Origin of the sequence: Niveispirillum sp. SYP-B3756, assembly GCF_009495745.1 — a bacterium.
Lineage (GTDB): Bacteria > Pseudomonadota > Alphaproteobacteria > Azospirillales > Azospirillaceae > Niveispirillum.
Genome location: NZ_WIDQ01000002.1, coordinates 358,461 through 382,665 on the forward strand (window position 1 = coordinate 358,461; position 24,205 = coordinate 382,665).

The following is a 24,205-nucleotide window of genomic DNA, read 5'->3' on the forward strand; positions in this document are numbered from 1 at the left end:
AATAAAATCTTTAAAAGAATTTCAATGAAATAGGTTCGGTGTCGTAATGAAAAATGCTCTGCTTAATATAGTATTTGGCACGGATCGTGCTGAAAGGCCCGATCCGTGCGTTGGTGGATGAGCAAAAGCCCAAGGTGGTTCACGCCTGTCCCGAAAACTCGGCTCTCAATATCCTCAGTGCGCGTGGCCGCCCAGTTCGAACCGGGCCTGACCTGATTTGCCGTCCTTGGTCCGCAGGCTGATCATTGCATCTGCTCCTTCCGGTGCTGTGCCATTGGCTATCAGATGGTCACCCGCCGGGGCCAGCACCAGCGTACCCTTGCGGGTGCTGCCCTGGGTGAACAGCAGGCTGGCCTGTATGCCCTCAACCGACACGGGCTTGTCGGTGGCCACATCCAGCAGATAAAGCTGAACCGTGCCATCCGCCAACACCAGTTCCGCCTCAAACCCGGCCAGCCTTTGCACGATACCGCCATGCGGGCCTTTGGCATCTGCGGCATGGGAATGATCATGGCCATGTCCGTGGGCATGATTTTCGGCCGCCAGGGCGCTGCCGGCGGTGAACAGCAGGCTGGTGGCCAGCAGGAAAATTTTCAGCATGATGAACTCCTTGTTTGATGAAAGGGAGGGGGAACCCGGCGGCGGGACCGCCGGGTGGGCAATGGTTCAATGAGGGGAAGCCGGCAGGGCCGGGGCATCCCCTTCCGCCTCTTCGCCCTCGCCGGCCAGCGGCCCGGCGAAGCGACGGTAGAGTGCTGGCAGTACCAGCAGGGTCAGCAAGGTGGCGGTGATCAGCCCGCCAATGACCACGGTGGCGATGGGGCGCTGCACCTCCGCCCCCGGGCTGGTGGACAGGGCCATCGGCACAAAGCCCAGGCTGGCCACCAGCGCCGTCATCAGCACCGGGCGCAGTCGGGTCTGCGCCCCCTCCCGCACCGCCTGTTCCAGTGTCCTGCCCTTGATCCGCAACTGGCGGATATAGGAAAGCATGACCAGACCGTTCAGCACGGCGATACCCGAAAGCGCGATCATGCCGACGGCGGCGGAGATGGAAAACGGCATCCCGCGCAGGAACAGGGCCAGGATGCCGCCCGTCAACGCCAGCGGCACCCCGCTGAACACCAGGGCGGCATCACGACCGGAGCCTAAGGCGCTGTAAAGCAGCAGGAAGATCAGGGCGAAACAGGCCGGCACCACCACCATCAACCGCTCACGCGCGGCGATCAGGTTTTCAAACTGGCCGCCCCAGTTGATCCAGTAACCGGCGGGCACGGTCACTTGGGTGGCGATACGGGCCTGTGCGTCGGCCACGAAGGAACCGATATCCCGACCGCGCACATTGGCCTGTACCACGATGCGGCGTTTACCGTTTTCGCGGCTGATCTGGTTGGGGCCTTCGGCGATGTTGAAACTTGCCACCTCTCCCAATGGCACGGTGCGCACGGCGGCTTCCCCCCGGCCAGCCACCGTTTCAGCGGGCAACGGGATAGGTAACGCGGCCAGGGCGGCAGGGTCGTTGCGCAGGGCGTCCGGCAGGCGGGTGACGATATCAAACCGCCGGTCGCCCTGGTACAGCAATCCGGCTTCCAAGCCGCCCACGGCCATGGCCAGCACTTCCTGCACATCCGCGACGGACAGGCCGTAACGGGCGGCCTTGGCCCGGTCGACTTCCATATTCAGGTATGTCGCACCGGATACCTGTTCCACCCGAACATCGGCGGCACCCGGCACGGCTTGTACGACGGCGGAGATCTGGTTGGCGGTGGCCAACAGCGTGTCGAAATCATCACCGAACAGTTTGATGGCGACATCGCCCCGCACGCCGGCCAGCAATTCGTTGAAGCGAAGCTGGATCGGCTGACTGACCTCGTAGACCTGCCCCGGCAGGGCTCCCACGGCCTTTTCCAGCCGCTTGACCAGTTCTGCCTTGGACAGCGACGGGTCCGGCCACTGGTCGCGCGGCTTCAGCATCACGAACATGTGGGAGATGCCGGGCGGCATCACGTCGGTGCCGATTTCCGCCGTCCCGGTTTTGGAGAAGGCGAAGGCCACCTCCGGGAAGGCGGTAATGGTCTTTTCGATCTCCAACTGCTGACCGGTCGCCTGATCCAGCCCGGTGCTGGGGATACGGAAGGCATTCAAGGCCAGATCACCTTCATCCAGTTGCGGGATGAATTCTTGGCCCAGTTGGTTGAAGAACAGCAGGCTGCCGCCGAAAAGCAGGGCGGCCAATGCCGCCATCCGCAACGGTGCCTTCAACGCCTTATCCAGCAGCGGCAGATAGGCGGCGTTGGCCTTGCGGATGATGATGTTTTCCTTCTCCTCCACCTTGCCGGAAACGAAGATGGCGATCAGGGCGGGCACGAGGGTCAGCGACAGGATGAAGGCCGCCACCAGGGCGATGATGACCGTCAGGGCCATCGGCTCGAACATCTTGCCTTCGACATCGGTAAAGGTGAGCAGCGGCAGATAAACGGTAATGATGATGGCCTGACCATAGACGGAGGGCTGAATCATCTCCTTGGCGGCGATGGTCACCTCGCTCAACCGTTCCCGCAAGCTCAGTACCCGACCGACATGGTGCTGGCGTTCGCCCAGGCGGCGCAGACAATTTTCCGCGATGATGACGGCCCCATCGACGATCAGGCCGAAATCCAACGCGCCCAGACTCATCAGGTTGGCGCTGACACCGGCCTTAAGCATACCGGTGGCCGTCAGCAGCATGGTCACCGGGATGACCAGGGCGGTGATCAGCGCCGCCCGGATATTGCCCAGCAGCAGGAACAGCACGGCAATGACCAGCAATGCCCCTTCTGTCAGGTTCTTGGCCACGGTCTTCACCGTGGCATTCACCAGATCGGTGCGGTCCAGCACCGTCTTGGCCATGATGCCGGCGGGCAGGGAGCGGCGGATATCCTCCAGCCTGGCATCCACGGCAGCGGCCACGGTGCGGCTGTTCTGGCCAACCAGCATCAGGGCCGTGCCCACCACGACTTCACGCCCATTTTCCGACGCGCTGCCGGTGCGCACCTCCTGCCCCGGCTGGATGGCGGCCACATCGCCCAGCCGCACCGGCACCCCCTCCCGCGTTGCCACCACCACCTGGGCGATCTGGTCGGGCGTGGCGATGCGCCCGTCCGAGCGCACGATGAACAGCTCGCCATTGCGCTCCAGTTGCCCGGCCCCCAGGCTCTGGTTGGCGCGTTCCAGCGCCCGGCCCAGCTCCGCAAAGGTCAGGTTGAAGGCGATCAGCCGGGCCGGGTCGGGCATGACATGGAACTGGCGGACATAGCCGCCGATCGTGTCCACACCGGCTACCCCCTTCACCCCCTTCATCTGGGGGGCGACGATCCAATCCTGCACCGTGCGCAGATATGTGGCCCGCTCCACCTCGCTGGTCAGGCTTTCGCCTTCCGGGGTCAGGAAGCTGCCATCGGGTTGCCAGCCGGGTTTGCCGGCCTCCGCCTTCACCGTATCGAACGGCGCATATTCCACCGTCCACATATAGACCTCGCCCAACCCGGTGGAGATCGGGCCCATGGTAGGGGCAAGGCCGGGGGGAAGCTGTTCCTTGGCCTCCGTCAGCCGCTCGCTCACCTGCTGGCGGGCGAAATAGATATCCACCTTCTCCCCGAAAATGGCCGTCACCTGCGACAAGCCGTTGACGGAGATGGAGCGGGTGCTTTCCAGCCCGGCAATGCCGGCCAGGGCGGTTTCCACCGGATATGTCACCTGCTGTTCGATTTCGAACGGCGACAGGGCCGGGGCCAGCGTGGTGATCTGGATCTGGTTGTTGGTGATATCTGGAACCGCATCGATGGGCAGTTGCCGCAGCGACTGCACCCCAAAGGCGGCGGCGACCGCCACCAGCAGCACCACCAGAAAGCGGCGCTGGATGGCGAAGGTGAGGATACGTTCGATCATGCCAACGTTCCTCAATGTGAATGCGAATGGGCGGCTGCCCCGCGCGATGCCTCGGCCTTCAACAGGAAGGTATTGCCGGTGGCCACCTGATCGCCGGGGAACAGGCCGAACAGCACCTCCGCCACGCTGCTGTTACGGCGGCCGATTTCCACCACGCGCGGTTCAAACCCCTCTGGATTGCGCACAAACACCACGGTTTCGCCCTTCAGCATTTGCAGGGCAGAGGCGGGCACGGTGAGATCCGCCGGTTCCCCGCCACCGGTTTCAATGGCACCGCTGGTGAAATCACCGGGGCGCCAGTGGCCTTCGGCATTATCCACCTGCGCCACCACGCGGGCGGCACCCGTGGCCGGGTCGATGGTGGGGGCGACGAAGATCACCTTTCCGTCGCCCTGCTGGCCATGATGGCCCTTCAATACCAGCCGCTGGCCCTCCCGCACCTGGGGCAGGTCGGCGGCATAGACGGGCAGTTCCACCCAGACCTGTGACAGGTCGGCAATGGCAAAGGCCTCCTTCTCCGCCGCCACCAGCTCCCCGCGCTGCAGGTTGCGGGCGGTGATGCGCCCCGCGATGGGGGCCCGCAATTCCAGCCGGGCCAGGCTGGCGGGGTTCTGGCTGGGCAAAGCCTTGATATCGCTGGCACTCAGGCCCAGTGCGCCCAGCCGCTGGCGGGCGGCATCCAGGCTGATCCGGGCGGTTTCGGCATTGGTGCGGGCGTCCAGATAATCCTGCTCGGCCGAGATTTTCTTGCGCCAGAGGTCTTCCTCGCGTTTCAGGGTGCCGGCGGCCAGCCCCTCCTGACGCTGGGCGGAAAGATAGGCGGCCTTGGCGTCGGCCATCTCGGTACTGTCCAGCACGGCCAGCACCTCGCCCGCCGCCACCCTGTCGCCCAGCCGCTTGGGCAGATCCACCACCACGCCGGGAAGGCGGGTGGTAACGCTGCTCATCCGGTCGGCATCGGCGGTGATGCTGCCCATCACCCGCACCTCGCCGGTGACGGCGGCGGGGCCGGCGGCGACAAGGTTGATCTTGGCCTTGGCAATCTGCTCTGTCGTCAGATGCACATTGCCGTCGCTTTCCTCCTCCTCGCCATGCGCATGGCCGCCTTCGGCAGCGTGGTTGTGGCCATCGCCCTCGGCGTGTTTTTCGTCCTTGGGCGCGTGGTCGCCGGGACCGGCGAAGGCATGGGGTGCGCCGCTGGTGGCCAGGGCTGCCAGACAGACACCGATCAGCAGGAAATTCTTGGTCATCGTGCCCCCTCTGCGCCGGTCACGGCGGCGGTTGCGGTCAGCCGGTCCAGCTCAGCCCGCGCGTTATGAAAGCCCTGGAGTGTGTTGATCAGGTCGCGCCGCGCCTCAAACAGGGTGCGCTGCGCCTCCAACACCTCCAGGTAGGCGAACTTGCCCTGGCGATAGCCTTCCTGGGCGGCGGCGAAGGCCGTTTCCGCCGTGGGAATGATTTGTTCTTTCAGGGCGGTGGCACCATCGCGGGCGGCATCCAGATTGGCCTGGGCGGCAGCCAGCCGCCGGTCGCGGTCAATCCGCTCGGCCGCCAGATCGGCCTCTGCCGCCGTCAGTTCTGCGCGCGCGCGGGCAATCGCCCCCCGATTCTGGTCAAACACGGGAATCGGCACGCTGACGCCAACCAGGAAGGCATTATTGTTCCCCTCCCGGAACTGGCGGAAGCCGGCAGAGACCGTCACGTCGGGAATGGCTTTGGCCCGTTCCACCGCCAGATCGGCGCGGCCCTGACGCACGGCGGTCTGCTGGCGCAGCAGGTCCGCCGTTTCCCCCGTTTGGGCGGCTGGGGCGCTGTCCAGCCGGGTGAACCAATCATCCACCAAGCGTAGGCCCGGCTGCTGGATGCCGGTCAGCCCGGCCAGCATCTGCCGGGCCAGGTTGGCGCGGCGTTTGGCCTGATCCAGTACCATCTGAGCCTGCCGTCGGGCGATTTCTGCCCGGCTTAACTGGATCGGGGCTTCCCGCCCGGCATCCAGCCGGGCCTGGATCGCCCTTTCAACCTCTCCGGCCAGACGGACCTGATCTTCAGCCAGGGCCATATCGGCCTCGGTGGCCAGGGCCTCGGCAAAGGCCAGCCGCACATCGCGCGTCAGGTCCAGCCGGCTGATCTCCAGATCATAGGTAGCGCGGGAAAGACCGGCGCGGGCGGCATCCACCCGCGCGCCCCGCTTGCCGCCCAGTTCCAGCCTCTGGGACAGGCTGTAGGTGCGCTCGGAACTGCGGAAATCCCGATAGGGACCGGAGCCCTGGAAATTCTCCATCTCCACGGAGAGTTCAGGATTGGGGGCGACATCGGCCTGATCGACACCGGCGGCCGCCGCCTGCCGGCGGGCCTGGGCGGCGGCGGTGCGTGGCCCCGTCTCCAGGGCCTGGGCGATGGCGGCCTCTATGGTCAGGCTGGCCGGCACCTGTTGCGCCATCGCCAGCGGCACCCCGGCGATAACCATCGCCAGGGCAGTAACAAGATGAATGCGCATGGAAACTCCCACATGCGGACAAGCAGATAGCGGGAACGCCACGGGGGGCGGTCACCCGGCTTCAGGTCGGCTTGTCAGGCGCGTGGGGGTTCTTCGGGCTGGTGCGGCTCGGCACTGGCCGGCGGCGTTTCGTTATCGGCGCGGTACAGGGTCGGTTCCCAGAAGGCGGGTTCCGACACATGTGTCAGGCGGACATGATCGGCCACATGGATATGGCTGCAGCAATGATGCGCATCCATCCCGTGCGGGGTGTCCGGCGCGGGGGAAGCATCTTCGCAATCCGGCGTGCCGGTATCCGCCGCGCCATGCACATGGTCCGGCATCACGTCCCGGGCATGGATGCCGGGCGCGTTGAACAGGAATGCCACGAGCAACAGAAGGGCGGCGAAGCAGCGCATGGGGAACAAGATAGGGTGATTGCGGATGGTTCGCAAGGGAGGTGAGGGCTGTAAGTGTCTGTTTGGAAAATTGTCGTATTTTCCGACGCTTTGTCATTTCACCACCGTCATTCCCGCGAAGGCGGGAATCCATACGACAGGGCGGGTTTTGGATTCCCGCCTTCGCGGGAATGACGGTTATGTGGTTGGAACGACAGCAGAAACCTACGAGGAGACTCCTGAGTTTCAGTCACACCTGACCGTCGCTCTGGTCCACACATCAGCGCTGACAAAAAGAAAACCCCGGCACCATCGGCACCGGGGTTCCCCATCTCAACGAAACCTGTACGGTTTCGCCCATCGCCTTACTTGGCGCGGGCGGCCTGCAGGTTTTCGTCCAGCTTGGCCAGGAAGTCCTGGGTGGTCAGCCACTTCTGTTCCGGCCCGATCAGGGTGGCCAGATCCTTGGTCATGTAGCCATCTTCCACCGTGGCCACGCAGACCTTTTCCAGGGTCTTGGCGAACTCGACCACGTCGGGCGTGTTGTCGAACTTGCCGCGATATGTGAGACCCTGGGTCCAGGCAAAGATGCTGGCGATCGGGTTGGTGGAGGTGGGCTTGCCCTTCTGGTGGTCACGGAAGTGACGGGTCACGGTGCCGTGGGCGGCTTCCGCTTCCACCGTCTTGCCATCGGGGGTCATCAGAACGGAGGTCATCAGGCCCAGAGAGCCGAAGCCCTGCGCCACCAGATCGGACTGCACGTCGCCATCATAGTTCTTGGCAGCCCACAGGAAGTTACCCGACCATTTCAGGGCGGATGCCACCATGTCATCGATCAGACGATGTTCATAGGTGATGCCGGCGGCCTGGAACTTGTCGGCGAATTCTGCCTCGTACACTTCCTGGAACAGATCCTTGAAGCGACCATCATAGGCCTTCAGAATCGTGTTCTTGGTGGACAGGTACACCGGGTAGCCGCGCATCAGGCCATAATTCATGCAGGCGCGGGCAAAGCCACGGATCGATTCATCGACATTGTACATGCCCATGGCAACGCCCGGCCCGTCGAAATCGAATACGGTGTGGCGGATGTTGCTGGTGCCATCGGCGCTGGTGAAGGTGATGGACAGGCGGCCGGCGCCGGGGATGATGAAATCCGTGGCCTTGTACTGGTCACCAAAGGCGTGGCGACCGATGACGATCGGCTGGGTCCAGCCGGGCACCAGACGCGGCACATTCTTGCAGATGATCGGCTCGCGGAAGACGGTGCCGCCCAGGATGTTGCGGATGGTGCCGTTGGGCGACTTCCACATCTGCTTCAGATTGAATTCCTTCACCCGCGCTTCGTCGGGGGTGATGGTGGCGCACTTCACGCCCACGCCGTAATGCTTGATGGCCTCGGCGGATTCGACGGTGATCTTGTCATCCGTCTTGTCGCGGGCTTCCACGCCCAGATCGTAGTACTTCAGATCGACGTCAAGATACGGCAGAATCAGGCGGTCCTTGATGAACTGCCAGATCACGCGGGTCATTTCGTCGCCGTCGAGTTCCACGATCGGATTGGCGACTTTGATCTTCGACATGGAAGCGCTCTCCCAGGGTTCAAGAGGGCGGACCTGTTTACCGATCCGCCCGGCGGGGCCAATAAAGCCTATTTGCAATAACGTCGCAACAGCCCCGCAACCGGTAACTTTCGTTCTAACGGCGGGGCTGGGCTGCGGTAATACCATCGGTCAAATTCTTGACCGATGGTTCGGCGGCGACTGCCGCCGCGCCGCTCGTGCGGCGTAGCCAAGCCCACGGATGTGGGCGCTGGCGATTGAAGGGCCTGACAGAGTGACCGATGGTCACTCTGTCAGGCCGCTGGTATCGGATCAAATCCGCGCCGTCTGCGCCTCGCGCATCGGGGTCGGCTGCACCGACAATAGCGGCAGGATCGATTCCACGTCATTGACGATCTGAAACAACTGGCTGCTGGCGCCCGGCAGGTTGGGCTTGCGCATGAAGCCGGTGGCCTGCATATGGTCCATCAGGGCCAGCAGCGGATCCCAGAAGCCGTTGATATTGACGATGATCACCGGCTTGGCGTGCAATTGCAGCTGCCGCCAGGTGATGATCTCGAACATCTCATCCAGGGTGCCGATGCCGCCCGGCAGCACGATGAAGGCGTCGGAACGCTCCACCATCATGCGCTTGCGGGTATGCATACTGTCGACCACATGCAGCTCGGTCAGGCCGGTATGGTCCACCTCGAACTTCTGGATATGGTCGGGGATGATGCCGATGACGCGGCCGCCGGCGGCCAGGGCGGCATCGGCGGTGATTCCCATCAGGCCGACATTGCCGCCGCCATAAACAAGGTCCAGCCCGGCCGCGGCCAGCAGATGGCCGGTTTGTTTCGCCGCCTGCTTATAGGCCTCATCCACATAATTTGATGAACCGCAGTAAACACAGACGGAACGGATATTCGACATGATCAACGCATTTCCCTGACGACGGATACCGGTGATGGGCCCGTAAAAGCTGGTGTTGACGGCAGATGCCGGAATGGGTGCTGGCGGCACTCTGTCACGCCATAAGGGACGGGTAAACCCGCAGCTTGTTCTCAATGTGGCTTTCTTGCCTCTTGCGGATATGGGGCGGTACCAACAAATTGCGGGGGCGGATGTGCTGCGGTGCATCCACTGACCCCCATCCGGGACGCCGCCTTTCGATTGGCGCCGGCCCGGCGCCAGGATGACAGGAGAATCGAATGAAGCGTATTCAGGGCTTGCTGATCGCCGGTTTTGTGGCTGCCGGTGTGCTGTCGGCCGGCGTCGCCGTCGCTGCACAGGACCCGCTGGCCGTGGTCGATGCGCGCAAGACCGAACTGAAGAAGGCTGGCGGCGCCATGAAGGCCATCGGTGCCTTCCTGAAAGAGGGCAAGGGCACCGTCGCCGATGTGCAGGCCGCTGCCGCCACCATCGAGGGCGTTTCCAAGGCCTTCCCCGGCTGGTGGCCGACCGGTACCGCCATTGGTGTCGGCGAGAGCGAGGCCAAGCCCGGCATCTGGGAGAATATGGACGATTTCAAGGCCAAGACCATGGCGTTCCAGGCCGCTTCCGCTGACCTGGTGGCGGCCGCGGCCACCGGTGACAAGGCCGCCATCGGTGGGGTTCTGGGCAAGTTGGGCGGCACCTGCAAGGGTTGCCACGAAACCTACCGCAAGTAAGTCTGCGCCGTCCCCTCGCCAGGGCTTCGGCGGGGGAACGGCATAGTGGCGCGGGCGGCGGTGCCTCACGGCTTCCGCCGCCTTTCATCCGGATTTTCCAGTGGGATAAGGCCATGGGCCGGAACAAGGACAAGACCGCTGTTACCCGCAGGGTCGTGGTATGGGATCTGCCGGTGCGCCTGTTCCATTGGTCGCTGGTGTTCTGCATTGTCGCGGCCTGGTGGTCGGGCGAAAATGATGCCATGGATTGGCACATGCGCTTTGGCTATGCCGTGCTGGCGCTGCTGCTGTTCCGGCTGATCTGGGGCCTGGTGGGCAGCCAGACGGCACGGTTCAGCCAGTTTGTCCGCGGGCCAGCGGCCATTCTGGCCCATCTGCGGGAACTGGCGGCACCCGGCCGCATGGCGGCCCATGCCGGGCATAATCCGCTGGGTGCGCTGGCGGTGATCGGGCTGCTGAGCGTGGTGACTGTGCAGGCCGTGACCGGCCTGTTCACCAGCGATGGTATCATGGTGGACGGGCCCTTGGCGGGGAAGGTCAGCGGGGCGACGTCCGCCCTGATGCGTACGATCCACAAGGGCAATTTCAATGTGCTGCTGGCCATTGTCGGCCTGCATATCGCCGCCATCCTCCTCTATGCCGGGTTGAAGCGGCTGGATCTGGTGCGGCCGATGGTGACGGGACGGGCGGCCTTGCCAGCGTCGGAGCCGGCGCCACGGATCGTTTCGCTTTTTCGGGCGTTTATGGTAGCAGCCATAGCGACCGCCGCCATCTGGGCCCTGATCAGCTTCGCCTGATCTGGGGCGTTCCGCATGATTGCGAGAAAGGTTCCACTGCCCGTGAATCGCAAACAGCTTCTGATCCCCGCCGCCATTGTCGCCGTTGCCGCCATCGGCGCGGGGGCCTTCTATCTTCAGGGCCAGGGGGGCGACAAGGCCGGCCCCGGTACGGCCAGACCGGCGGCAAGCGCCCCGGCGACGCTGCCTGCCGGCCCCACCTTTGATGTGGTTCGGGTGGAACCGGCGGGCAATGCCGTCATCGCCGGCCGTGCCATACCAGGGCAGAATGTGCGCATCCTGGATGGCGACAAGCTGTTGGGCAGTGTCATGGCCGATGCCCGGGGCGAATGGGTGTTCCTGCCCACCGAACCCCTGCCGCCCGGTGCGCGCGAATTACGGCTGGAGGCGGTGGGGCCGGATGGCACGGTGACCGCCGGCCTGGGTACGGTGGTGCTGGCGGTGCCGGAGAGCAACCGCGATCTGGCCGGGCGCCGCCAGGATGGCACGGGCGACGCGCTGGCCGTGCTGACTGGCCCGCAGGGCGACAGCCGCGTCTTGCAGAAGCCGCGCGCTGCCGGTGGCGAAGGCGCGCCCCGTCCGGCGGGGGAGGTGACGATCGACACCATCGATTATGACCGTGGCGGCCGCGTCACCGTTGGCGGCCAGGCCAAGGCCGGGTCGGAGGTGATGCTCTATGTGGAAAATAATCTGATCGGCCGGATACAGGCCGATGATGCCGGGCGCTGGTCGCTGACACCGGATCGCGGGCTGGAAAATGGCCGCTACAATCTGCGTGCCGATCAGGTTCAGAATGGTGCCAAGGTTGCCAGCCGGGCAGAGGTGGAGTTCGACAAGAAACCCTTGCCGGAAAGTATGGCTGGTAACCGCGCCGTGGTGGTGGTGCCGGGCAATAATCTCTGGACCATCGCCCGCCGCTCCTATGGCGAAGGGCCGCGCTATACGATGATCTTCGAGGCTAACCAGGGCCAGATCCGCGATCCGGACCTGATCTATCCTGGTCAGATTTTCATGATGCCGGACGAGAAATAGCCCGTTTCCAAAAAGAGAAAATCCCCCTGGTCATGCGCGTTGTCCTGCCTTATCGTCCGCTGTGCGACCATTGACGTAAGGGGGAGGGGCGCTTGCGGCATTTCTGGTTTGGTCTCGGCCTTGTCTTGTGCCTGCTGGGGTTGTTCATGCCCCTGCTGGAACTGTTGAACCTGATGCCCGACCGGCTCTCTCCCGCGACCGTCCGCTTGGAACAGGAGGACCGTCAGGTCGCTGCTGTGGTCCGCTATATCCAGACGGGGGAGGATGCGGCCCTGCGCGGTTTGGCACCGCCCGCCCTCTGGGAGCAATTATCCGCCGTCCTGCCCGCTCTGCGGGACGCGCTGCCGACCGCCCCTGTGGAACAGCGGTTGCTCTCCGTCCATTGGGGGCAAAACCTCGCCGTAACCTATGAACTGAAGGGGGCTGACGGACGGTATGCCCTGCTGAATATCGTTCTGGAGCGGGGGGAGACGGCCCGTCTTCTGGGGATTCAGGTCAATCCGCTCAAAGCGCCCCTGGCAGAATTGAACCGTTTCCATCTGAACGGCCTCAGCGGGGAGCATTATGTCCTGTTGGCACTGATGCTGGTGATTGTTGCGATTAAGGTGCTGGCATTGACGCTGATGTGGCGATGCAGGGTTTTGCGGTTTCGCTGGCTCTGGACCCTTTTTGTCTCTGCCGGGCTGGGGCTGGTGACGATGGATTGGGCGGGCAACCTCAATCTGCATCTGCTGATGGCCGGCATCATGACGGAGGGCTTTCAAAAGCCGGTCCTGTATCTGCCCTGGTCGCTGAAATTCGCCCTGCCGGTGGGGGCGGCCATATTCCTGATCCTGCGGCTGATCTGGCGGGAAGATCAGGCGTTGGCGCAGCCCCTGGCACCGGTAAACACCCCGCTGAGCACGTAAGGAGGGGCGCCCTTTACTGCTACAGACACTCCCCCAGCACGCGCAGATAGGGGCGGGCTTCCTGCAGGAACTGCACGGTTTCATACATCAGGTCGGCCAGGGTCATGGCCCCCTCAACCTCCACCTGCCCCAGCACCAGAATCTTCTGCTTCTCATCCACGATGAATTTGGCGCGGTCCAGCCCATTGGTGGCCCGCAGCACCGTCATCAGCCGCGCCCGCTTTTGCGGTGATTCGATGGAATAGGGCAGATAACCCACCTCTGCCCAGATCTGGAAGACCGTATGGTCATGCCGGGGCATCAGGCTGACATGAAACATCAGCCCGTCCAGGAAGAAGTGATGGCGTGAGCTGACGCTTTCCCGATTGACGGTGACACCACCATCATCATCCATGCGCAGTGTACCGGGGGCGATGGGCAGGCCCCTCTCCACCTCATGTACCAGCTTGGCAACCGTCTCAAGCGCCTGTGACAAGGGGACTCTCCCTCTGCCGCCCCCAATTTGGGGGGAACCTGTCCATGGGTGAATTCGATATAGGGGACAAGCCCCCCGGTCCAGTGAATTATCATAACGATAAAGCCCTGGTTTAAAAAGACGAAGCGCAGGCTTCGCCTTCTCCTCATGCGCTGGCATAGTGGCAGAGAATAATTAACCAACCGTTGCATCAGGGCGCAAAGACGAGGGGCCATGGTCACCTACCCCGATCTTACCGATCTGCCGGAGGAGGTGGCGGCGGCTGTCGTGCGGCTGGTGCGGTTGGTCACCCAGATGCGCCATCGCTATCCGGACCTGGACCGTTTCGCCTTGTCTGTAGAAAATGAGGTCGATCTGCGGGCGGCTGTCATTGTCAGCCGGCATATCGAGAAACATTGCCGGGATTTTGAGCTGCTGCTTTCGCCCTGGGACGGCAACCGGCTGATGGAGACGATACAGGCGCAGGGGCAGATGGGGGAGCCATCGCCCCTGCGCCGGCGCAAGGAACCGGACTGAACCTTGCCGGGCCGCCCTTACTGATCGTCGCCGCCACTGCGGTCATTGGCGATATCGTCGGCCAGTTCCGCCGCCATTTCGGCGAACAGGTCGGCATCGGCCTGCACGCCATTGGCTTCGCAGATGCGCATGAAGACGCGATAGCCGTGCAGAATCGCCACATCCATGGCCGCCTGATCGCCTTCTTCGCTGTAGCGATCCTTGATGCCCTGTTCTTCCAGCGTGCCGAGCACATCCATCTCGGCGGCTTTCAGGACGGCTTCCATCGCCTGCTTGTGAAGACTGGACATGATATTCCCCGTGAACCAATAGAAACGCGGCCGCGCCCCGTCCCCGGAGCATCGGCCGCCAGCAGATAATCAATAGCAGTTTTGTGACCGTATGACCGCTGAAGGCTTTTCAGTGCAGCTAGGCACTGCCTTCAACGGTTGCCCGGTCAGTGGCGGCGCGGGCCACCCGGACGGCGCGGCGGGCCACCGGCGGGCGGCGGGCCGCCGGCGCGTTCATCCTTGTGACGGAAGGTAATGCGCCCCTTATTGAGGTCGTAGGGGGTCATTTCCACCGTCACCCGGTCACCCGCCAGGGTGCGGATGCGGCTTTTACGCATTTTGCCGGCCGTATAGGCGATGATCTCGTGGCCATTTTCCAGCGTCACGCGGAAACGGCCATCCGGCAGGGCTTCCTGAACAGTGCCCTCAAACTCAATGAACTCTTCTTTGGCCATCTGGCCTCTCCTTGCAACGGCGGTGGCGGTACTGAACGGGCCGCTGCCGCCTGTCTGATCCATGTACAAAGCCAATCAGGGCGCGCAGGCTCCCCGCCTGTGCACCCTTTGCGAAGGGCTTCCATTACGTTGTCCTGGCGCCGGCCCGGGGCCGGACCGCATCAGTTACGCAGGTTGAGCGCCACCGTCTTGCCGGTGCGCCGGTCCTTCTCCACGTCGAACTGCAGCCACTGGCCTTCCTTCAAGGTCGCCAGACCGATGCGCTGAACGGACGAGATATGGACGAAAATATCAGGGCTGCCATCTTCCGGCGTGATGAAGCCATAACCCTTGATGCTGTTGAACCATTTGACCGTGCCCGCGGGCATTTTTGGCAATCTCCCCTTGAGGTTCCCGACTGTCGGCTACAGCGGGAACGGGGCCGGTTGCCATGCCGGCCGGTCCAGAAGCAGGAACGACGGCGGCAAGATGGCGCTTTGGCCGGCCGAATGCAAGCGGTCGGCCTGTCATGGCACCCATCGGCAGCGCCATTCTCCCCTTCAACGCATGCGGGCCGGCGTTGCCACCAGCGGCATCACATTGGCGGCAAGGGTCAGCCCGTCCGGCTGGTCCAGATATCCCAGATCGGCATTCATTGCCCAGGAACGGGCGATGTGCAGCAAGGGGATGGTCGGCAGTTCCCGCATCACCAGGGTGCTGATCTGGCGCGTCAGGGCGGCGCGCTCCGTCTTGTCTTCCGTCGCCATCGCCCGTTCCACCAGCCCATCCAGCTCGGCGTTGGAATAGCCCTGGAAATTCCCGGCCCCTGCCCCCCGTGCCGAATCACGGGTCACCAGCGTATCGCGCGTCTGCTGAGCCAGATCGCCATCGAACATGACACGTCCGATCATCATCATGTCGAAATCGCCCGATTCCAGCAGCCCGGGCAGCGCTTCAGACGGAACATCGCGGATATCAACCTGGACCCCGGCCAGCCGCAGGTAGCGGGCCACCCCGTCCGCCACCCGGCGGAAGGTGGGGGGCGTGGTGATTTCCAGTTTTTGCGGCAGGCGGGTGCCCGGCGGTGGGGTGGGCAGCTCCTCCCGCAAGCCAGGATAGGCCGGGTCATCCGGTGGCAGGGGCTGGAACGCTGGCAAGGCCAGCCCGCCCATCAGCCGGTCCGCCAGCCCGCGTCGGTCAATGGCGGCGGAAATCGCCTGGCGGACGGCGGCACTGTCCAGGCTGACAGCACCCGTGCGTTTGCGCGTGTTGGGCAGTAGGAACAGAGTACGGCTGATACCGCCGGTGACGATCCTGGTATGGGGATGCTGGTCGAAGAAGCTGGTGCTTTCCAGCGGCGGGCGGTTGATGATGTCCACCTTGCGGCTGATCACCGCCCGGGCCCGCTCCGCCCCCTCAGGAATGGCGGTCATTTCCACGCGATCCCAGTCGGGCGGTTCCCCCCAATATCCCGGATAGCGTTGCAGAAGGGCCGAAACGCCCGCCTTGAACCCGGTCAGGCGATAGGGGCCGCTGCCCGGAACACGCCCAGCGTTGAAATCCGCTGGCTTGTATTGGTCCGTCGGCGGGCAGCTTTCCGCTGCATAATCCCCCCGCCAGCCCGGCGGCGCGCCGATGATGGCCAGACGCGACAGCTGGCGGGGCAGGTTGGACATGGGGCTGCGCGTGTCGATCTGCACCCGGTTCTGTCCCGGCGCCTCTGTTCTCACGATATTATAGATCAGCCCCTGCAACTGGCCCTCCAGACGGGCCAGCCGGCAGAAGGTGAAGGCCAGATCCGCCGGTCCCAGTGGATGGCCATCATGGAAGCGCACATCGCTGCGCAGCGTAAAGCTCCAGCGGGTCGGTCCTTCGCGTCGCCATTCCTGCGCCAGGACGGGTTTGATCCGGTCGCCGCCGTCCCACATCACCAGCGATTCGAAGATGTGGAAGGCCAGCGCATGGCTGGAGGGGGCGGCGATGGCTTGTGGATCGGCGCTGGCCGCAACGAAATCCAAACCGATGCGTAGAGATGTCGCTGCGCTGGTGCCAAAGGCGGGCAATGCTGCCAAAAGGCTGATGAAGACCAGCAGAAGCTGGTCTATACGGCTGGTCTTTCCTGGCATGGCCGGATATTGCATCCTCCCCATTTACGATCATGACTTGTATTGGGGTGCTGTGCCAGTGACGTAAACGTTAACCGTTGGTGCCAAACAGGTCCGGCCCATTTTCCGCGGCTGCCATCATGTCGGCCGGGTCGGGTGCATGGGGATCGCCGGCGGCCGTCTGGCAGCCCAGATGTGGCAGGGCGATGGCCCGCATTCCGCCCAGCAGCGTCCGCTGCACAATGACGCCGCGCTGTTCCATATAAGAGAGCAGGCGCCGCGCCCGGCCGGGGGAGCGGCTGCCGCAGGCCCGCGCCACCTCTGCATCAGACGGGCAGGGCGCCTTGGCAATGGCGGCGCGGGCCAGCAGCAGGAAGACCCCCTGCATATCCTCGGGCAGGCCGGAGGCTGCTTCCTCCGCCTGGGCCCATTCCGGCTGGTCGGTGCCGCCGGCATCCACCCCGGCGCGGATCACCGACAGGCGACGGCGAAAGCCCGGCATATCCAGGGCTTCCCCGCGCAGTCGGTGAATGCGGCAGCGGACCAGGAAATCCTGATACAGCACGGCATCGGTGCGGAAGGCGGCCTCTGGGTCGGCCAGCACCTCGCGCAGCACCTCATCCAGCCGCTGCTCCATCTCCTCCGCCGAAAGGGCGGGCGGTTCCGGGTTGGCGGCGGCATTGGCGGCGATTTCCGCCTGGCGCTGCCCGGCCAGCCGCAGGGCGGCGTTGATGTCGGGGGCGGCCTGCGGCGGCGGGCGCTTGGCCACGGGCATGGGCGTCGGGGCGAACAGCTCATCCGCCGTCGGGGTCAGGATCAGGTCGCGGGCGTCGGCGGGCGGCTGATCGGGCAGGGGCATCAGCTTGGGGCTGCCGCCCCGCCCGGCCGTTTCCACCACCCCGATTCGTACCGGCAGCGGCCGGCGCGACAGGGCCGGGCCCAGGGCCACGAAATGGCCGCGCTGCAAGTCGCGGAACATTTCCGCCTGCCGGCGTTCCATGCCCAGCAGGTCGGCGGCGCGCGCCATGTCGATATCCAGGAAGGTGCGGCCCATCAGGAAGTTGCTGGCCTCCGCCGCCACATTCTTGGCCAGCTTGGCCAGGCGCTGGGTGGCGATGATGCCGGCCAGTCCGCGCTTGCGGCCCCGGCACATCAGGTTGGTCATGGCGCCCAGGCTGATCTTGCGCGCCTCGTCCGATACTTCACCAGCGGCGGCAGGCGCGAAGAGCTGGGCCTCGTCCACCACCACCAGCATCGGATACCAGTAATCGCGCTCTGCATCGAACAGCCCACCCAGGAAGGCGGCGGCCAGACGCATCTGCGCCTCGATATCCGCCCCCTCCAGGCTCAGCACCACGGAGACACGGTGCTGGCGCACGCGGGCGGCCACCCGTTGCAAGGAGACCTCCGTATGGTCGGCGGCCTCCACCACCACATGGCCGTATTTCTCGGCCAGGGTGACGAAATCCCCTTCCGGGTCGATGACGCATTGCTGCACCCAAGGCGCGCTCTGTTCCAGCAGGCGGCGCAGCAGGTGCGACTTGCCGGAACCGGAGTTGCCCTGCACCAGCAGGCGGGTGGCCAGCAATTCCTCCAGGTCGAGCAGTGCCGGGCGGTTTTCCGCCGTCAAACCCATGTCGATGCCGACCTGCATCCGCCCATCACTCCGTCAGTTCCGTTCGAAGCGGCCTATCTGGAGCCGGCTTTCGTTAAGCTGAAAATAGAGCCGGCTCCAGATCGAGTCTGTCCGCGAGCGGCTTCACGCCTGAAGGCGACCCGCTCTATAGCGCAGGAAGGCCGCCGACGGGGAGGGGGCGTTGGGGGAGGGGGGCGGGGGGCAGGGTTGTGCCGGCCATGGGGCGGACGATCTTCTACCCGAAGCTCTGCACCAGACTGCCCACCACCAGATACCAGCCATCGATCAACACGAAGAAGATCAGCTTGAAAGGCAGGGCGATCATGGCCGGCGGCAACATCATCATGCCCATCGACATCAGCACCGATGAGACCACCATATCGATGATCAGGAAGGGCACGAAGATCAGAAAGCCGATCTCGAAGGAGCGCTTCAGCTCTGTCAGCATGAAGGCGGGGATCAGCACATGGATGGGCACATCCTTTGGCGCCGCCACCGGCGGGGTCTTGGATATATCCATGAAAAGCTGCAAATCGCGCTCCCGCACATGGCTGGTCATGAAGGCATGGAACGGTTCAACGGCGCGCTTGAACGCCGTCATCTCGTCCACCTCCTCATTCATCAGCGGCACGATGCCGTTCTGATAGGAGGCCTGCAGGGTCGGCGCCATGATGAAGAAGGTCAGGAACATGGCCAGACTGACCAGCACCTGATTGGGTGGCACCTGCATCGTGCCCATGGCGGAGCGCAGGAAGCTCAGCACAATGGTGATGCGCACGAAACAGGTCATCATGATCAGGATGCTGGGCGCCAGTGACAGCACCGTCAGCAGGGCGACAAACTGGATGATGCGGCCGGTGCTGCTGGGCCCGTCGCCCATATCCAGCGAGAAGCTTTGTGCGGCCGCCGGCAGGACCGCCAGCAGCAAAGCGGGCAGGGCCAGGGCTAGCCCGCGCAGCAGGCGCGGCATCGTTGAGAAAAGGCTCATGCGCCTTCCCCCGGACCACGTTTCAGCAGGGAGAGGAAACTGGGTGTCGGGGCGGGGGCGGCTGTCTCAGCCACAGCAGGTGGAATGATACCCGTTTCCACCACCCGGTCATCCCCCATGCCCAGCAACAGCAGATGCTCCACCCCGTCGCGCTTCACCAGCACCAGCCGGCGGCGCGCATCCAGCGGCAGTACCTCCACCAGGCCCAGCCGGCGGGCTGCACCCCGGCGCTGCACCGGCAGGCCGGCATTGGGGCCGAAGCGCCGCAGCAGAAAGCCGAACAGCCCGATCAGGGCCAGCACGAAGACCAGGGCCGCGACAAAGCGGATGTAACTATCCCCGTCCATGCTCAGCCTTCCTCGCTGCGGCGATAGGCGGCGGCGGCACGGATACGGGTGGAGTGGGTTTCCGTACCCCCCAGCTTGTCGCCATGTACCTCCTTCAGGGCCATGGCCAGCCCCTCCAGACCCAGCATCACCTTTTCCAGTTGTGGCAACAGGGCGCGGGCCTGATCGGGTGGCAGGCCCAGGGCGGCATCCAAGATCGGCTTTACCTCTCGCTCCAGTCCCGCCAGTTCCACCATGTCGCCGCTGCGCACATTGGCGGCACTGGCGGTCAACAAGGCATCCAGGCTGGCCAGCGTGTCGGCGATATCGGCGGCGGCAGGGGGCAGGGGTATGGTCATGCTGGCGGTCTTACAGGATCATCGGGGCCGGTGGAAGGGCCGGCCGCAGCCGGCCCGCCATTGGCGCGGTAAACATAGGCAAGAATTTCCGCCACGGCGGCAATCGCCTCAATAGGGATTTCGCTTTCCACATCCACGGCGGCAAGAATTTCCGCCAGATCGGCATCGGTGCGCACCTTCACCCCATGGGCGAAAGCCAGTTCCAGGATCTGTTCCGCCACCGCGCCATGCCCGCTGGCCACAATGCGCGGCAGGGCCGGATCGCCAGCCTGATGGCGCAGGGCGACGGCGACCTGTCGTTTCTGCCTGGGTTCTTCGGTATCGGCCAACGGCAAGCTTCCCGGCAAGGGAGGACAAAAAGGATACAGAGGCAACAGGATAACAGAATGGCCGGCCCCGCGACAGGCCGGCCAGCGGCATTTGCGCTTTATTAACCGTGGGGTTGGAGTATGGTGATGAGGTGAGGTGTGAAGGGTGCCAACCCCTTGCCCCCATCGGCCGGCATATGAAGATGCGGCCAGCCTGCCAGAATGGCGCGTTTTTTGCTTCTTGTTCTGTCAGGCATGTGATGTCCGGCCCGGTGGGTCGACGAATGGGGATTGGATCATGGATCTGGGCGATACCGGCTTGTTCCGCATGATGAACGACAAGATGGCCTGGCATAACCAGCGCCAGGAAGTCTTGTCGCAAAACGTGGCCAATGCCGACACGCCGCATTTCCAGGCCAGCGATCTGACCGCTTTCGACTTCAAGAAGCAACTGCGTGCGCATCAGCAAATGGGTCTGGCTGGCAGCAAGCAGGGGCATCTGGCCAGCACATTGCCGCAGCAGGGGCCGTTCCAGGCCGATAAGGAGCGAACCCCTTATGAAACGGCGCCCGACGGCAATGGCGTGGTGCTGGAAGAGCAGATGTTGAAGATCGGCCAGAATGCGCTGGAATACCAGACGGTGACCAATCTGTACCGCAAGCAGGTGGGGATGCTGCGCACCGCCATGACGGCGCCGCGCTGATCGGCCTGACGCGATAGGGGAGGGATAAGATGGACCTGATGAATTCCATGGCCTTGTCGGCCGCCGGCATGAAGGTGCAGGGCACGCGCCTGCGCATCATTTCCGAAAATCTGGCCAATGCCAATTCCACCGCCCCCTCGCCGGGCGATCTGCCTTATCGCCGCAAGGTGGTGCTGTTCCAGAATGCGCTGGACAAGGAAATCGGCGTTGAAAAGGTCAAGGTGAAGAAGATCGATGTGGATCGCAGCGATTTTCCCCGTCGCTATGATCCGGGCCACCCCTCCGCCGATGCCGATGGTTATGTGCTGACGCCCAACGTCAATTCGCTGATCGAAGCATCGGACATGCGGGAGGCCCAGCGCTCCTATGAGGCCAATCTCAATACCATCGACGCCACGCGCCAGATGATCATGCGCACCGTCGATCTGCTGCGTGCCAACTGAGTTCCCCCTGTCCTGAGAGGCCGGGCGGCCGCAACGCTGTCCGTACCCGTGAGAAAGCCGGATTACCGCCATGGCCATTCCCTTCTCCAGCGCCGCTTCTGCTTATGCCAATGCCGCCCAGCGCGGGCTGACCGCCCCTGGTGGTTCCGCCAAGGCCGGCAATGCGGAGGGGGCCTCCTTCGGGGATGCCTTGAAGGAGGCGGTGGAGACCTCCATCAGCACCATGCACAAGGGCGAGGACATGACCGCCAAGGGCGTGGTGGGCAAGGCCGACCTTGCCGATGTGGTCAGCGCCGTGACCAACGCCGAAATGACGTTGCAGGCGGTGGTCAATGTGCGCGACAAGGTGATCTCCGCCTATCAGGAAATCCTGCGTATGCCGATGTGACGGCGGGCCTGTGGCCGGCGGGCCGGTATAATACCAACCTGCCTAGAGGTTGAGCTTTAGGCAGGTTGGAGGCTGGCGACCGCCAGCCCGGCACCGCGTGGTGCTGTCAGGCCAAGGCGGCGGATGCCGCCGCCCGGCGCTTGGGGGAACATGAAATCTCTCTGGATCGGTCACGATCAAGGGGGATTGGTACAAGGGGAAGGAACCGCCGGCATGACCGAGGCGGAAGCCATTGATATTGTACGCGATGCGCTGTTCGTCACCATCATCATCAGCCTGCCGCTGATGGCGATTGCCTTGGTGGTGGGCTTGGCCATTTCGCTGTTCCAGGCGCTGACCCAGTTGCAGGAACAGACGCTGACCTTCGTGCCGAAGATCCTGATCATGTTTGTGGCCATGGTCTTTCTGCTGCCCTTCATGCATGGGCATCTGAAGGTGTTCACCGAAGGGCTGATGGACAAGATCATCGCCGTTGGCACGGCCCGCGATGGGGATGATGGCTGATGCAGCTGGACCAGCTGATCGCCGGCTCGCTGTTCGCTTTCCTGATGGTGTTCATGCGCGTCGGTGCCGCCATGCTGGTGATGCCGGGCTTTGGGGAGCCGTTCGTCTCCGCCCGCATCCGGCTGCTGTTCGCGCTCGGCGTCTCCTATCTGCTGATGCCGGTGCTGCTTTCCAGTATGCCGCCGCGTCCCGCCACGGTGGGCGGGATGCTGACCCTGATCCTGGCGGAAACGCTGACCGGGCTGTTTTTGGGCACCATTGCCCGCCTGTTGATGTCATCGCTGGAAACGGCGGGGATGCTGATCGCCAATCAGGTGGGCCTGTCGGCGGCGCAGAGCTTCAACCCGGCCCAGGCTACGTCCGGCAATGCGCTTTCTTCGCTGCTGTCCATGCTGGCGCTGGTGCTGATCTTCGCCACCGACCTGCACCATATGCTGCTGCTGGCCGTGGTGGACAGCTATTCGCTGTTTGCGCCCGGCGTCTGGTTGCCGGTGGATGATGCCGCCCAGCATCTGACCCGGGTGATGGCGGATAGTTTTCTGATCGGGATGCAATTGGCAGCCCCCTTCACGGTGATCGGCCTGCTATTCTATCTCGGGTTGGGGCTGATCGCCCGTCTGGTGCCACAGATCCAGGTCTTCTTCGTGGGGATGCCCTTGCAGATCATTTTCGGCATGTTGTTGCTGGGGCTCAGCCTCAGCGGCCTGATGGTGTTCTGGCTGGCCCGGTTTGAGGGCCACCTGATCAACATCCTGCAGCCGTGAGCTGAGGAGGGGCGCCATGGCCGAGGATCAGGACGATGACAGCAAAACCGAAGAACCAAGCAGTAAGCGCCTGGCCGATGCGCGTGAAAAAGGCCAGGTGCCGAAATCCCAGGAATTCAGCCATCTGTTCGTGCTGGGGGCCAGCCTGGGCCTGATCCTGCTGATTCTGCCCTGGTCGTTCCGGCGGATCGACGCCTCGCTGCTGCCCTTCATCGAACAACCCCACGCGATCCCCATGGATGGCGGTACGTTGGAACTGATCCTGCGCGATCTGGCGATGAGTGTGGTGGGTGCCCTGGCGGTGCCGCTGCTGCTGTTGCTGGTCGCGGGCGTCCTGGCGTCGGTGGTGCAGGTCGGCTTTCTGGTCACTACGGAAAAATTTCTGAAGTTTGATTTCAGCCGCCTCAACCCGCTGACGGCGCTGGGGCAGAAATTCTCCATGAAGAATCTGGTGGAATTTCTCAAGGCCCTGGCGAAACTGGTGATTGTCGGCATCGTCGTCTTTGTGATGCTCCGCCCCCTCTGGCATTCGGTCGATCATTTCATCGCCATGTCGATGATCGATATTGTGCGGGAGACCCAATCGCTGGCTGCCCGCATCATCTTTGCCGTGCTGCTGGTGCTGCTGGTGCTGGGCGGGGCCGATTATCTGTACCAGCGCTATACGTTCATGCAGCAGATGCGCATGACCAAGCAGGAAGTGAAGGACGAGTTCAAACAGGCGGAAGGCGATCCGCTGATCAAGGGCAAGATCCGCCAGTTGCGCATGGAACGCGCCCGCAACCGGATGATGGGCAATATTCCCACTGCCGACGTGGTGGTCACCAACCCTACCCATTATGCCGTCGCCCTGAAATATGACCCCGCTGCCATGGGGGCACCGACGGTGGTGGCCAAGGGGGTGGATCATCTGGCCATGCGAATCCGCGAGCTGGCGGAGGAGCATGGCGTGCCATTGATCGCCAATCCGGCCCTGGCCCGCGCGCTCTACGCCACGGCAGAGGTGAATGAGGAGATCCCCGCCGACCATTACAAGGCGGTAGCGCAGATCATCTCCTACGTGTTCAAAATGAAGCGCAAACCCCTGCCGGGCTGACACACAGTTGCGATGCGTTCGCCTCATCGCAACTGTGTACGGCGGCAACTGCCGCCGCGCGGCCCGTGCCGCGTGAAGCCAAGCCGACGGATGTCGGCGCCGGCGCTTGAGGGTATTGCTTAGAACCTATAGGTTCTAAGCAATA

28 protein-coding genes are annotated in these 24,205 nt (G+C 63.7%); 11 read left to right on the top strand and 17 right to left on the bottom strand.

Translation table 11 applies throughout. The features are described 5' to 3' along the window. Positions 1 to 174: 174 nt before the first annotated feature. The 7 genes from GE253_RS05570 to GE253_RS05600 form a co-directional block, all read right to left on the bottom strand. A complete protein-coding gene (locus tag GE253_RS05570; RefSeq protein ID WP_153203146.1) occupies positions 175 to 600 on the bottom strand; it encodes a hypothetical protein in 426 nt (141 codons plus the stop codon). A 66-nt stretch (positions 601 to 666) separates the two neighbouring features. After that, positions 667 to 3,924 carry a CusA/CzcA family heavy metal efflux RND transporter gene (locus GE253_RS05575; protein ID WP_153203147.1) on the bottom strand — a complete coding sequence of 1,086 codons (3,258 nt, stop codon included), beginning with the start codon at positions 3,922 to 3,924 and terminating at the stop codon, positions 667 to 669. 11 nt (positions 3,925 to 3,935) lie between these two features. Continuing rightward, positions 3,936 to 5,174: an efflux RND transporter periplasmic adaptor subunit gene (locus GE253_RS05580; protein WP_153203148.1), complete on the bottom strand. Its 1,239-nt coding sequence runs from the start codon at positions 5,172 to 5,174 to the stop codon at positions 3,936 to 3,938. Next, positions 5,171 to 6,421 (bottom strand): TolC family protein, encoded by a 1,251-nt coding sequence (locus GE253_RS05585; RefSeq protein WP_153203149.1) that lies wholly within the window; start codon positions 6,419 to 6,421, stop codon positions 5,171 to 5,173. Before GE253_RS05585 ends, GE253_RS05580 begins: the two co-directional genes overlap by 4 nt. Before the next feature lie 74 nt (positions 6,422 to 6,495). After that, positions 6,496 to 6,819: a hypothetical protein gene (locus tag GE253_RS05590; RefSeq protein ID WP_153203150.1), complete on the bottom strand. Its 324-nt coding sequence runs from the start codon at positions 6,817 to 6,819 to the stop codon at positions 6,496 to 6,498. A gap of 344 nt (positions 6,820 to 7,163) precedes the next feature. After that, the gene (locus tag GE253_RS05595) at positions 7,164 to 8,381 is read right to left on the bottom strand and encodes an NADP-dependent isocitrate dehydrogenase (protein WP_153203151.1); all 1,218 of its coding nucleotides are present in this window, start codon (positions 8,379 to 8,381) and stop codon (positions 7,164 to 7,166) included. A 291-nt stretch (positions 8,382 to 8,672) separates the two neighbouring features. Next, the gene (locus tag GE253_RS05600) at positions 8,673 to 9,272 is read right to left on the bottom strand and encodes a TIGR00730 family Rossman fold protein (RefSeq protein WP_153203152.1); all 600 of its coding nucleotides are present in this window, start codon (positions 9,270 to 9,272) and stop codon (positions 8,673 to 8,675) included. Positions 9,273 to 9,550: 278 nt separating this feature from the next. Here GE253_RS05600 and GE253_RS05605 point away from each other — a divergent pair, with 278 nt between their 5' ends. From GE253_RS05605 to GE253_RS05620, 4 genes are all read left to right on the top strand, one after another. Then, positions 9,551 to 10,009, top strand: a complete 459-nt coding sequence (locus GE253_RS05605; RefSeq protein ID WP_153203153.1) for a cytochrome c — start codon at positions 9,551 to 9,553, stop codon at positions 10,007 to 10,009. 113 nt (positions 10,010 to 10,122) lie between these two features. Next, positions 10,123 to 10,806 carry a cytochrome b/b6 domain-containing protein gene (locus tag GE253_RS05610; RefSeq protein WP_153203154.1) on the top strand — a complete coding sequence of 228 codons (684 nt, stop codon included), beginning with the start codon at positions 10,123 to 10,125 and terminating at the stop codon, positions 10,804 to 10,806. A 42-nt stretch (positions 10,807 to 10,848) separates the two neighbouring features. After that, positions 10,849 to 11,838 (top strand): LysM peptidoglycan-binding domain-containing protein, encoded by a 990-nt coding sequence (locus GE253_RS26650; protein WP_153203155.1) that lies wholly within the window; start codon positions 10,849 to 10,851, stop codon positions 11,836 to 11,838. Between the two features lie 92 nt (positions 11,839 to 11,930). Next, positions 11,931 to 12,746: a hypothetical protein gene (locus GE253_RS05620; RefSeq protein ID WP_153203156.1), complete on the top strand. Its 816-nt coding sequence runs from the start codon at positions 11,931 to 11,933 to the stop codon at positions 12,744 to 12,746. Positions 12,747 to 12,765: 19 nt separating this feature from the next. Here GE253_RS05620 and GE253_RS05625 read toward each other — a convergent pair whose 3' ends face one another. Then, positions 12,766 to 13,221 carry a hypothetical protein gene (locus tag GE253_RS05625; protein WP_153203157.1) on the bottom strand — a complete coding sequence of 152 codons (456 nt, stop codon included), beginning with the start codon at positions 13,219 to 13,221 and terminating at the stop codon, positions 12,766 to 12,768. A 213-nt stretch (positions 13,222 to 13,434) separates the two neighbouring features. On the opposite strand from GE253_RS05625, the gene GE253_RS05630 reads away from it, so the two are divergent. Beyond that, a complete protein-coding gene (locus GE253_RS05630; RefSeq protein ID WP_153203158.1) occupies positions 13,435 to 13,737 on the top strand; it encodes a hypothetical protein in 303 nt (100 codons plus the stop codon). 17 nt (positions 13,738 to 13,754) lie between these two features. Here the strand turns inward: GE253_RS05630 and GE253_RS05635 are convergent, their stop codons facing one another. The 9 genes from GE253_RS05635 to GE253_RS05675 all read right to left on the bottom strand — a co-directional run bounded on the left by GE253_RS05635 (position 13,755) and on the right by GE253_RS05675 (position 20,183). Then, complete coding sequence (locus tag GE253_RS05635) at positions 13,755 to 14,027, bottom strand: hypothetical protein (RefSeq protein WP_089289920.1); 273 nt, start codon at positions 14,025 to 14,027, stop codon at positions 13,755 to 13,757. Positions 14,028 to 14,173: 146 nt separating this feature from the next. Next, positions 14,174 to 14,461, bottom strand: coding sequence for a translation initiation factor IF-1 (infA, locus tag GE253_RS05640; RefSeq protein ID WP_089289919.1), 288 nt, complete (start codon positions 14,459 to 14,461; stop codon positions 14,174 to 14,176). A gap of 161 nt (positions 14,462 to 14,622) precedes the next feature. Beyond that, entirely contained in the window at positions 14,623 to 14,829 is a 207-nt protein-coding gene (locus tag GE253_RS05645) for a cold-shock protein (RefSeq protein ID WP_089289918.1), read from the bottom strand. A 171-nt stretch (positions 14,830 to 15,000) separates the two neighbouring features. Next, positions 15,001 to 16,566, bottom strand: a complete 1,566-nt coding sequence (locus GE253_RS05650) for an ABC transporter substrate-binding protein (RefSeq protein WP_173012516.1) — start codon at positions 16,564 to 16,566, stop codon at positions 15,001 to 15,003. Positions 16,567 to 16,636: 70 nt separating this feature from the next. Then, positions 16,637 to 18,199, bottom strand: a complete 1,563-nt coding sequence (locus tag GE253_RS05655) for an ATP-binding protein (RefSeq protein WP_153203160.1) — start codon at positions 18,197 to 18,199, stop codon at positions 16,637 to 16,639. A 217-nt stretch (positions 18,200 to 18,416) separates the two neighbouring features. Next, positions 18,417 to 19,169: a flagellar type III secretion system pore protein FliP gene (gene fliP, locus GE253_RS05660; protein ID WP_153203161.1), complete on the bottom strand. Its 753-nt coding sequence runs from the start codon at positions 19,167 to 19,169 to the stop codon at positions 18,417 to 18,419. Further along, complete coding sequence (locus tag GE253_RS05665; protein ID WP_153203162.1) at positions 19,166 to 19,516, bottom strand: flagellar biosynthetic protein FliO; 351 nt, start codon at positions 19,514 to 19,516, stop codon at positions 19,166 to 19,168. The genes fliP and GE253_RS05665 overlap by 4 nt, the downstream gene beginning before the upstream one ends. Positions 19,517 to 19,518: 2 nt before the next feature. Continuing rightward, positions 19,519 to 19,854 (bottom strand): hypothetical protein, encoded by a 336-nt coding sequence (locus GE253_RS05670; protein ID WP_153203163.1) that lies wholly within the window; start codon positions 19,852 to 19,854, stop codon positions 19,519 to 19,521. Beyond that, entirely contained in the window at positions 19,851 to 20,183 is a 333-nt protein-coding gene (locus tag GE253_RS05675) for an EscU/YscU/HrcU family type III secretion system export apparatus switch protein (RefSeq protein WP_247878493.1), read from the bottom strand. The genes GE253_RS05670 and GE253_RS05675 overlap by 4 nt, the downstream gene beginning before the upstream one ends. 277 nt (positions 20,184 to 20,460) lie before the next feature. On the opposite strand from GE253_RS05675, the gene flgB reads away from it, so the two are divergent. The 6 genes from flgB (at position 20,461) to flhB (ending at position 24,060) form a co-directional block, all read left to right on the top strand. Then, entirely contained in the window at positions 20,461 to 20,865 is a 405-nt protein-coding gene (gene flgB, locus GE253_RS05680; RefSeq protein WP_089289912.1) for a flagellar basal body rod protein FlgB, read from the top strand. Positions 20,866 to 20,894: 29 nt separating this feature from the next. Next, the gene (gene flgC / locus GE253_RS05685; RefSeq protein ID WP_089289911.1) at positions 20,895 to 21,308 is read left to right on the top strand and encodes a flagellar basal body rod protein FlgC; all 414 of its coding nucleotides are present in this window, start codon (positions 20,895 to 20,897) and stop codon (positions 21,306 to 21,308) included. A gap of 70 nt (positions 21,309 to 21,378) precedes the next feature. Continuing rightward, a complete protein-coding gene (gene fliE / locus GE253_RS05690) occupies positions 21,379 to 21,696 on the top strand; it encodes a flagellar hook-basal body complex protein FliE (RefSeq protein ID WP_153203165.1) in 318 nt (105 codons plus the stop codon). A gap of 213 nt (positions 21,697 to 21,909) precedes the next feature. After that, positions 21,910 to 22,200 carry a flagellar biosynthesis protein FliQ gene (gene fliQ, locus GE253_RS05695; RefSeq protein ID WP_153203166.1) on the top strand — a complete coding sequence of 97 codons (291 nt, stop codon included), beginning with the start codon at positions 21,910 to 21,912 and terminating at the stop codon, positions 22,198 to 22,200. Then, on the top strand, positions 22,200 to 22,964 hold the full coding sequence (gene fliR, locus GE253_RS05700; protein ID WP_153203167.1) for a flagellar biosynthetic protein FliR: 765 nt from the start codon (positions 22,200 to 22,202) through the stop codon (positions 22,962 to 22,964). Before fliQ ends, fliR begins: the two co-directional genes overlap by 1 nt. A gap of 16 nt (positions 22,965 to 22,980) precedes the next feature. Beyond that, the gene (gene flhB / locus GE253_RS05705) at positions 22,981 to 24,060 is read left to right on the top strand and encodes a flagellar biosynthesis protein FlhB (RefSeq protein WP_153203168.1); all 1,080 of its coding nucleotides are present in this window, start codon (positions 22,981 to 22,983) and stop codon (positions 24,058 to 24,060) included. Positions 24,061 to 24,205: the final 145 nt, after the last annotated feature.

Coding starts and splice junctions, on each gene's coding strand:
- GE253_RS05650 (WP_173012516.1), bottom strand. CDS start 16,566: ATGCCAGGAAAGACCAGCCGTATAGACCAGCTTCTGCTGGTCTTCATC.
- flgB (WP_089289912.1), top strand. CDS start 20,461: ATGGATCTGGGCGATACCGGCTTGTTCCGCATGATGAACGACAAGATG.
- GE253_RS05600 (WP_153203152.1), bottom strand. CDS start 9,272: ATGTCGAATATCCGTTCCGTCTGTGTTTACTGCGGTTCATCAAATTAT.
- infA (WP_089289919.1), bottom strand. CDS start 14,461: ATGGCCAAAGAAGAGTTCATTGAGTTTGAGGGCACTGTTCAGGAAGCC.
- GE253_RS05635 (WP_089289920.1), bottom strand. CDS start 14,027: ATGTCCAGTCTTCACAAGCAGGCGATGGAAGCCGTCCTGAAAGCCGCC.
- GE253_RS05670 (WP_153203163.1), bottom strand. CDS start 19,854: ATGACCATACCCCTGCCCCCTGCCGCCGCCGATATCGCCGACACGCTG.
- GE253_RS05595 (WP_153203151.1), bottom strand. CDS start 8,381: ATGTCGAAGATCAAAGTCGCCAATCCGATCGTGGAACTCGACGGCGAC.
- flhB (WP_153203168.1), top strand. CDS start 22,981: ATGGCCGAGGATCAGGACGATGACAGCAAAACCGAAGAACCAAGCAGT.
- fliP (WP_153203161.1), bottom strand. CDS start 19,169: ATGAGCCTTTTCTCAACGATGCCGCGCCTGCTGCGCGGGCTAGCCCTG.
- GE253_RS05645 (WP_089289918.1), bottom strand. CDS start 14,829: ATGCCCGCGGGCACGGTCAAATGGTTCAACAGCATCAAGGGTTATGGC.
- GE253_RS05580 (WP_153203148.1), bottom strand. CDS start 5,174: ATGACCAAGAATTTCCTGCTGATCGGTGTCTGTCTGGCAGCCCTGGCC.
- fliQ (WP_153203166.1), top strand. CDS start 21,910: ATGACCGAGGCGGAAGCCATTGATATTGTACGCGATGCGCTGTTCGTC.
- GE253_RS05630 (WP_153203158.1), top strand. CDS start 13,435: ATGGTCACCTACCCCGATCTTACCGATCTGCCGGAGGAGGTGGCGGCG.
- GE253_RS05575 (WP_153203147.1), bottom strand. CDS start 3,924: ATGATCGAACGTATCCTCACCTTCGCCATCCAGCGCCGCTTTCTGGTG.
- GE253_RS05610 (WP_153203154.1), top strand. CDS start 10,123: ATGGGCCGGAACAAGGACAAGACCGCTGTTACCCGCAGGGTCGTGGTA.
- fliE (WP_153203165.1), top strand. CDS start 21,379: ATGGCCATTCCCTTCTCCAGCGCCGCTTCTGCTTATGCCAATGCCGCC.
- GE253_RS05590 (WP_153203150.1), bottom strand. CDS start 6,819: ATGCGCTGCTTCGCCGCCCTTCTGTTGCTCGTGGCATTCCTGTTCAAC.
- GE253_RS05585 (WP_153203149.1), bottom strand. CDS start 6,421: ATGCGCATTCATCTTGTTACTGCCCTGGCGATGGTTATCGCCGGGGTG.
- flgC (WP_089289911.1), top strand. CDS start 20,895: ATGGACCTGATGAATTCCATGGCCTTGTCGGCCGCCGGCATGAAGGTG.
- fliR (WP_153203167.1), top strand. CDS start 22,200: ATGCAGCTGGACCAGCTGATCGCCGGCTCGCTGTTCGCTTTCCTGATG.
- GE253_RS05605 (WP_153203153.1), top strand. CDS start 9,551: ATGAAGCGTATTCAGGGCTTGCTGATCGCCGGTTTTGTGGCTGCCGGT.
- GE253_RS05655 (WP_153203160.1), bottom strand. CDS start 18,199: ATGCAGGTCGGCATCGACATGGGTTTGACGGCGGAAAACCGCCCGGCA.
- GE253_RS05570 (WP_153203146.1), bottom strand. CDS start 600: ATGCTGAAAATTTTCCTGCTGGCCACCAGCCTGCTGTTCACCGCCGGC.
- GE253_RS05665 (WP_153203162.1), bottom strand. CDS start 19,516: ATGGACGGGGATAGTTACATCCGCTTTGTCGCGGCCCTGGTCTTCGTG.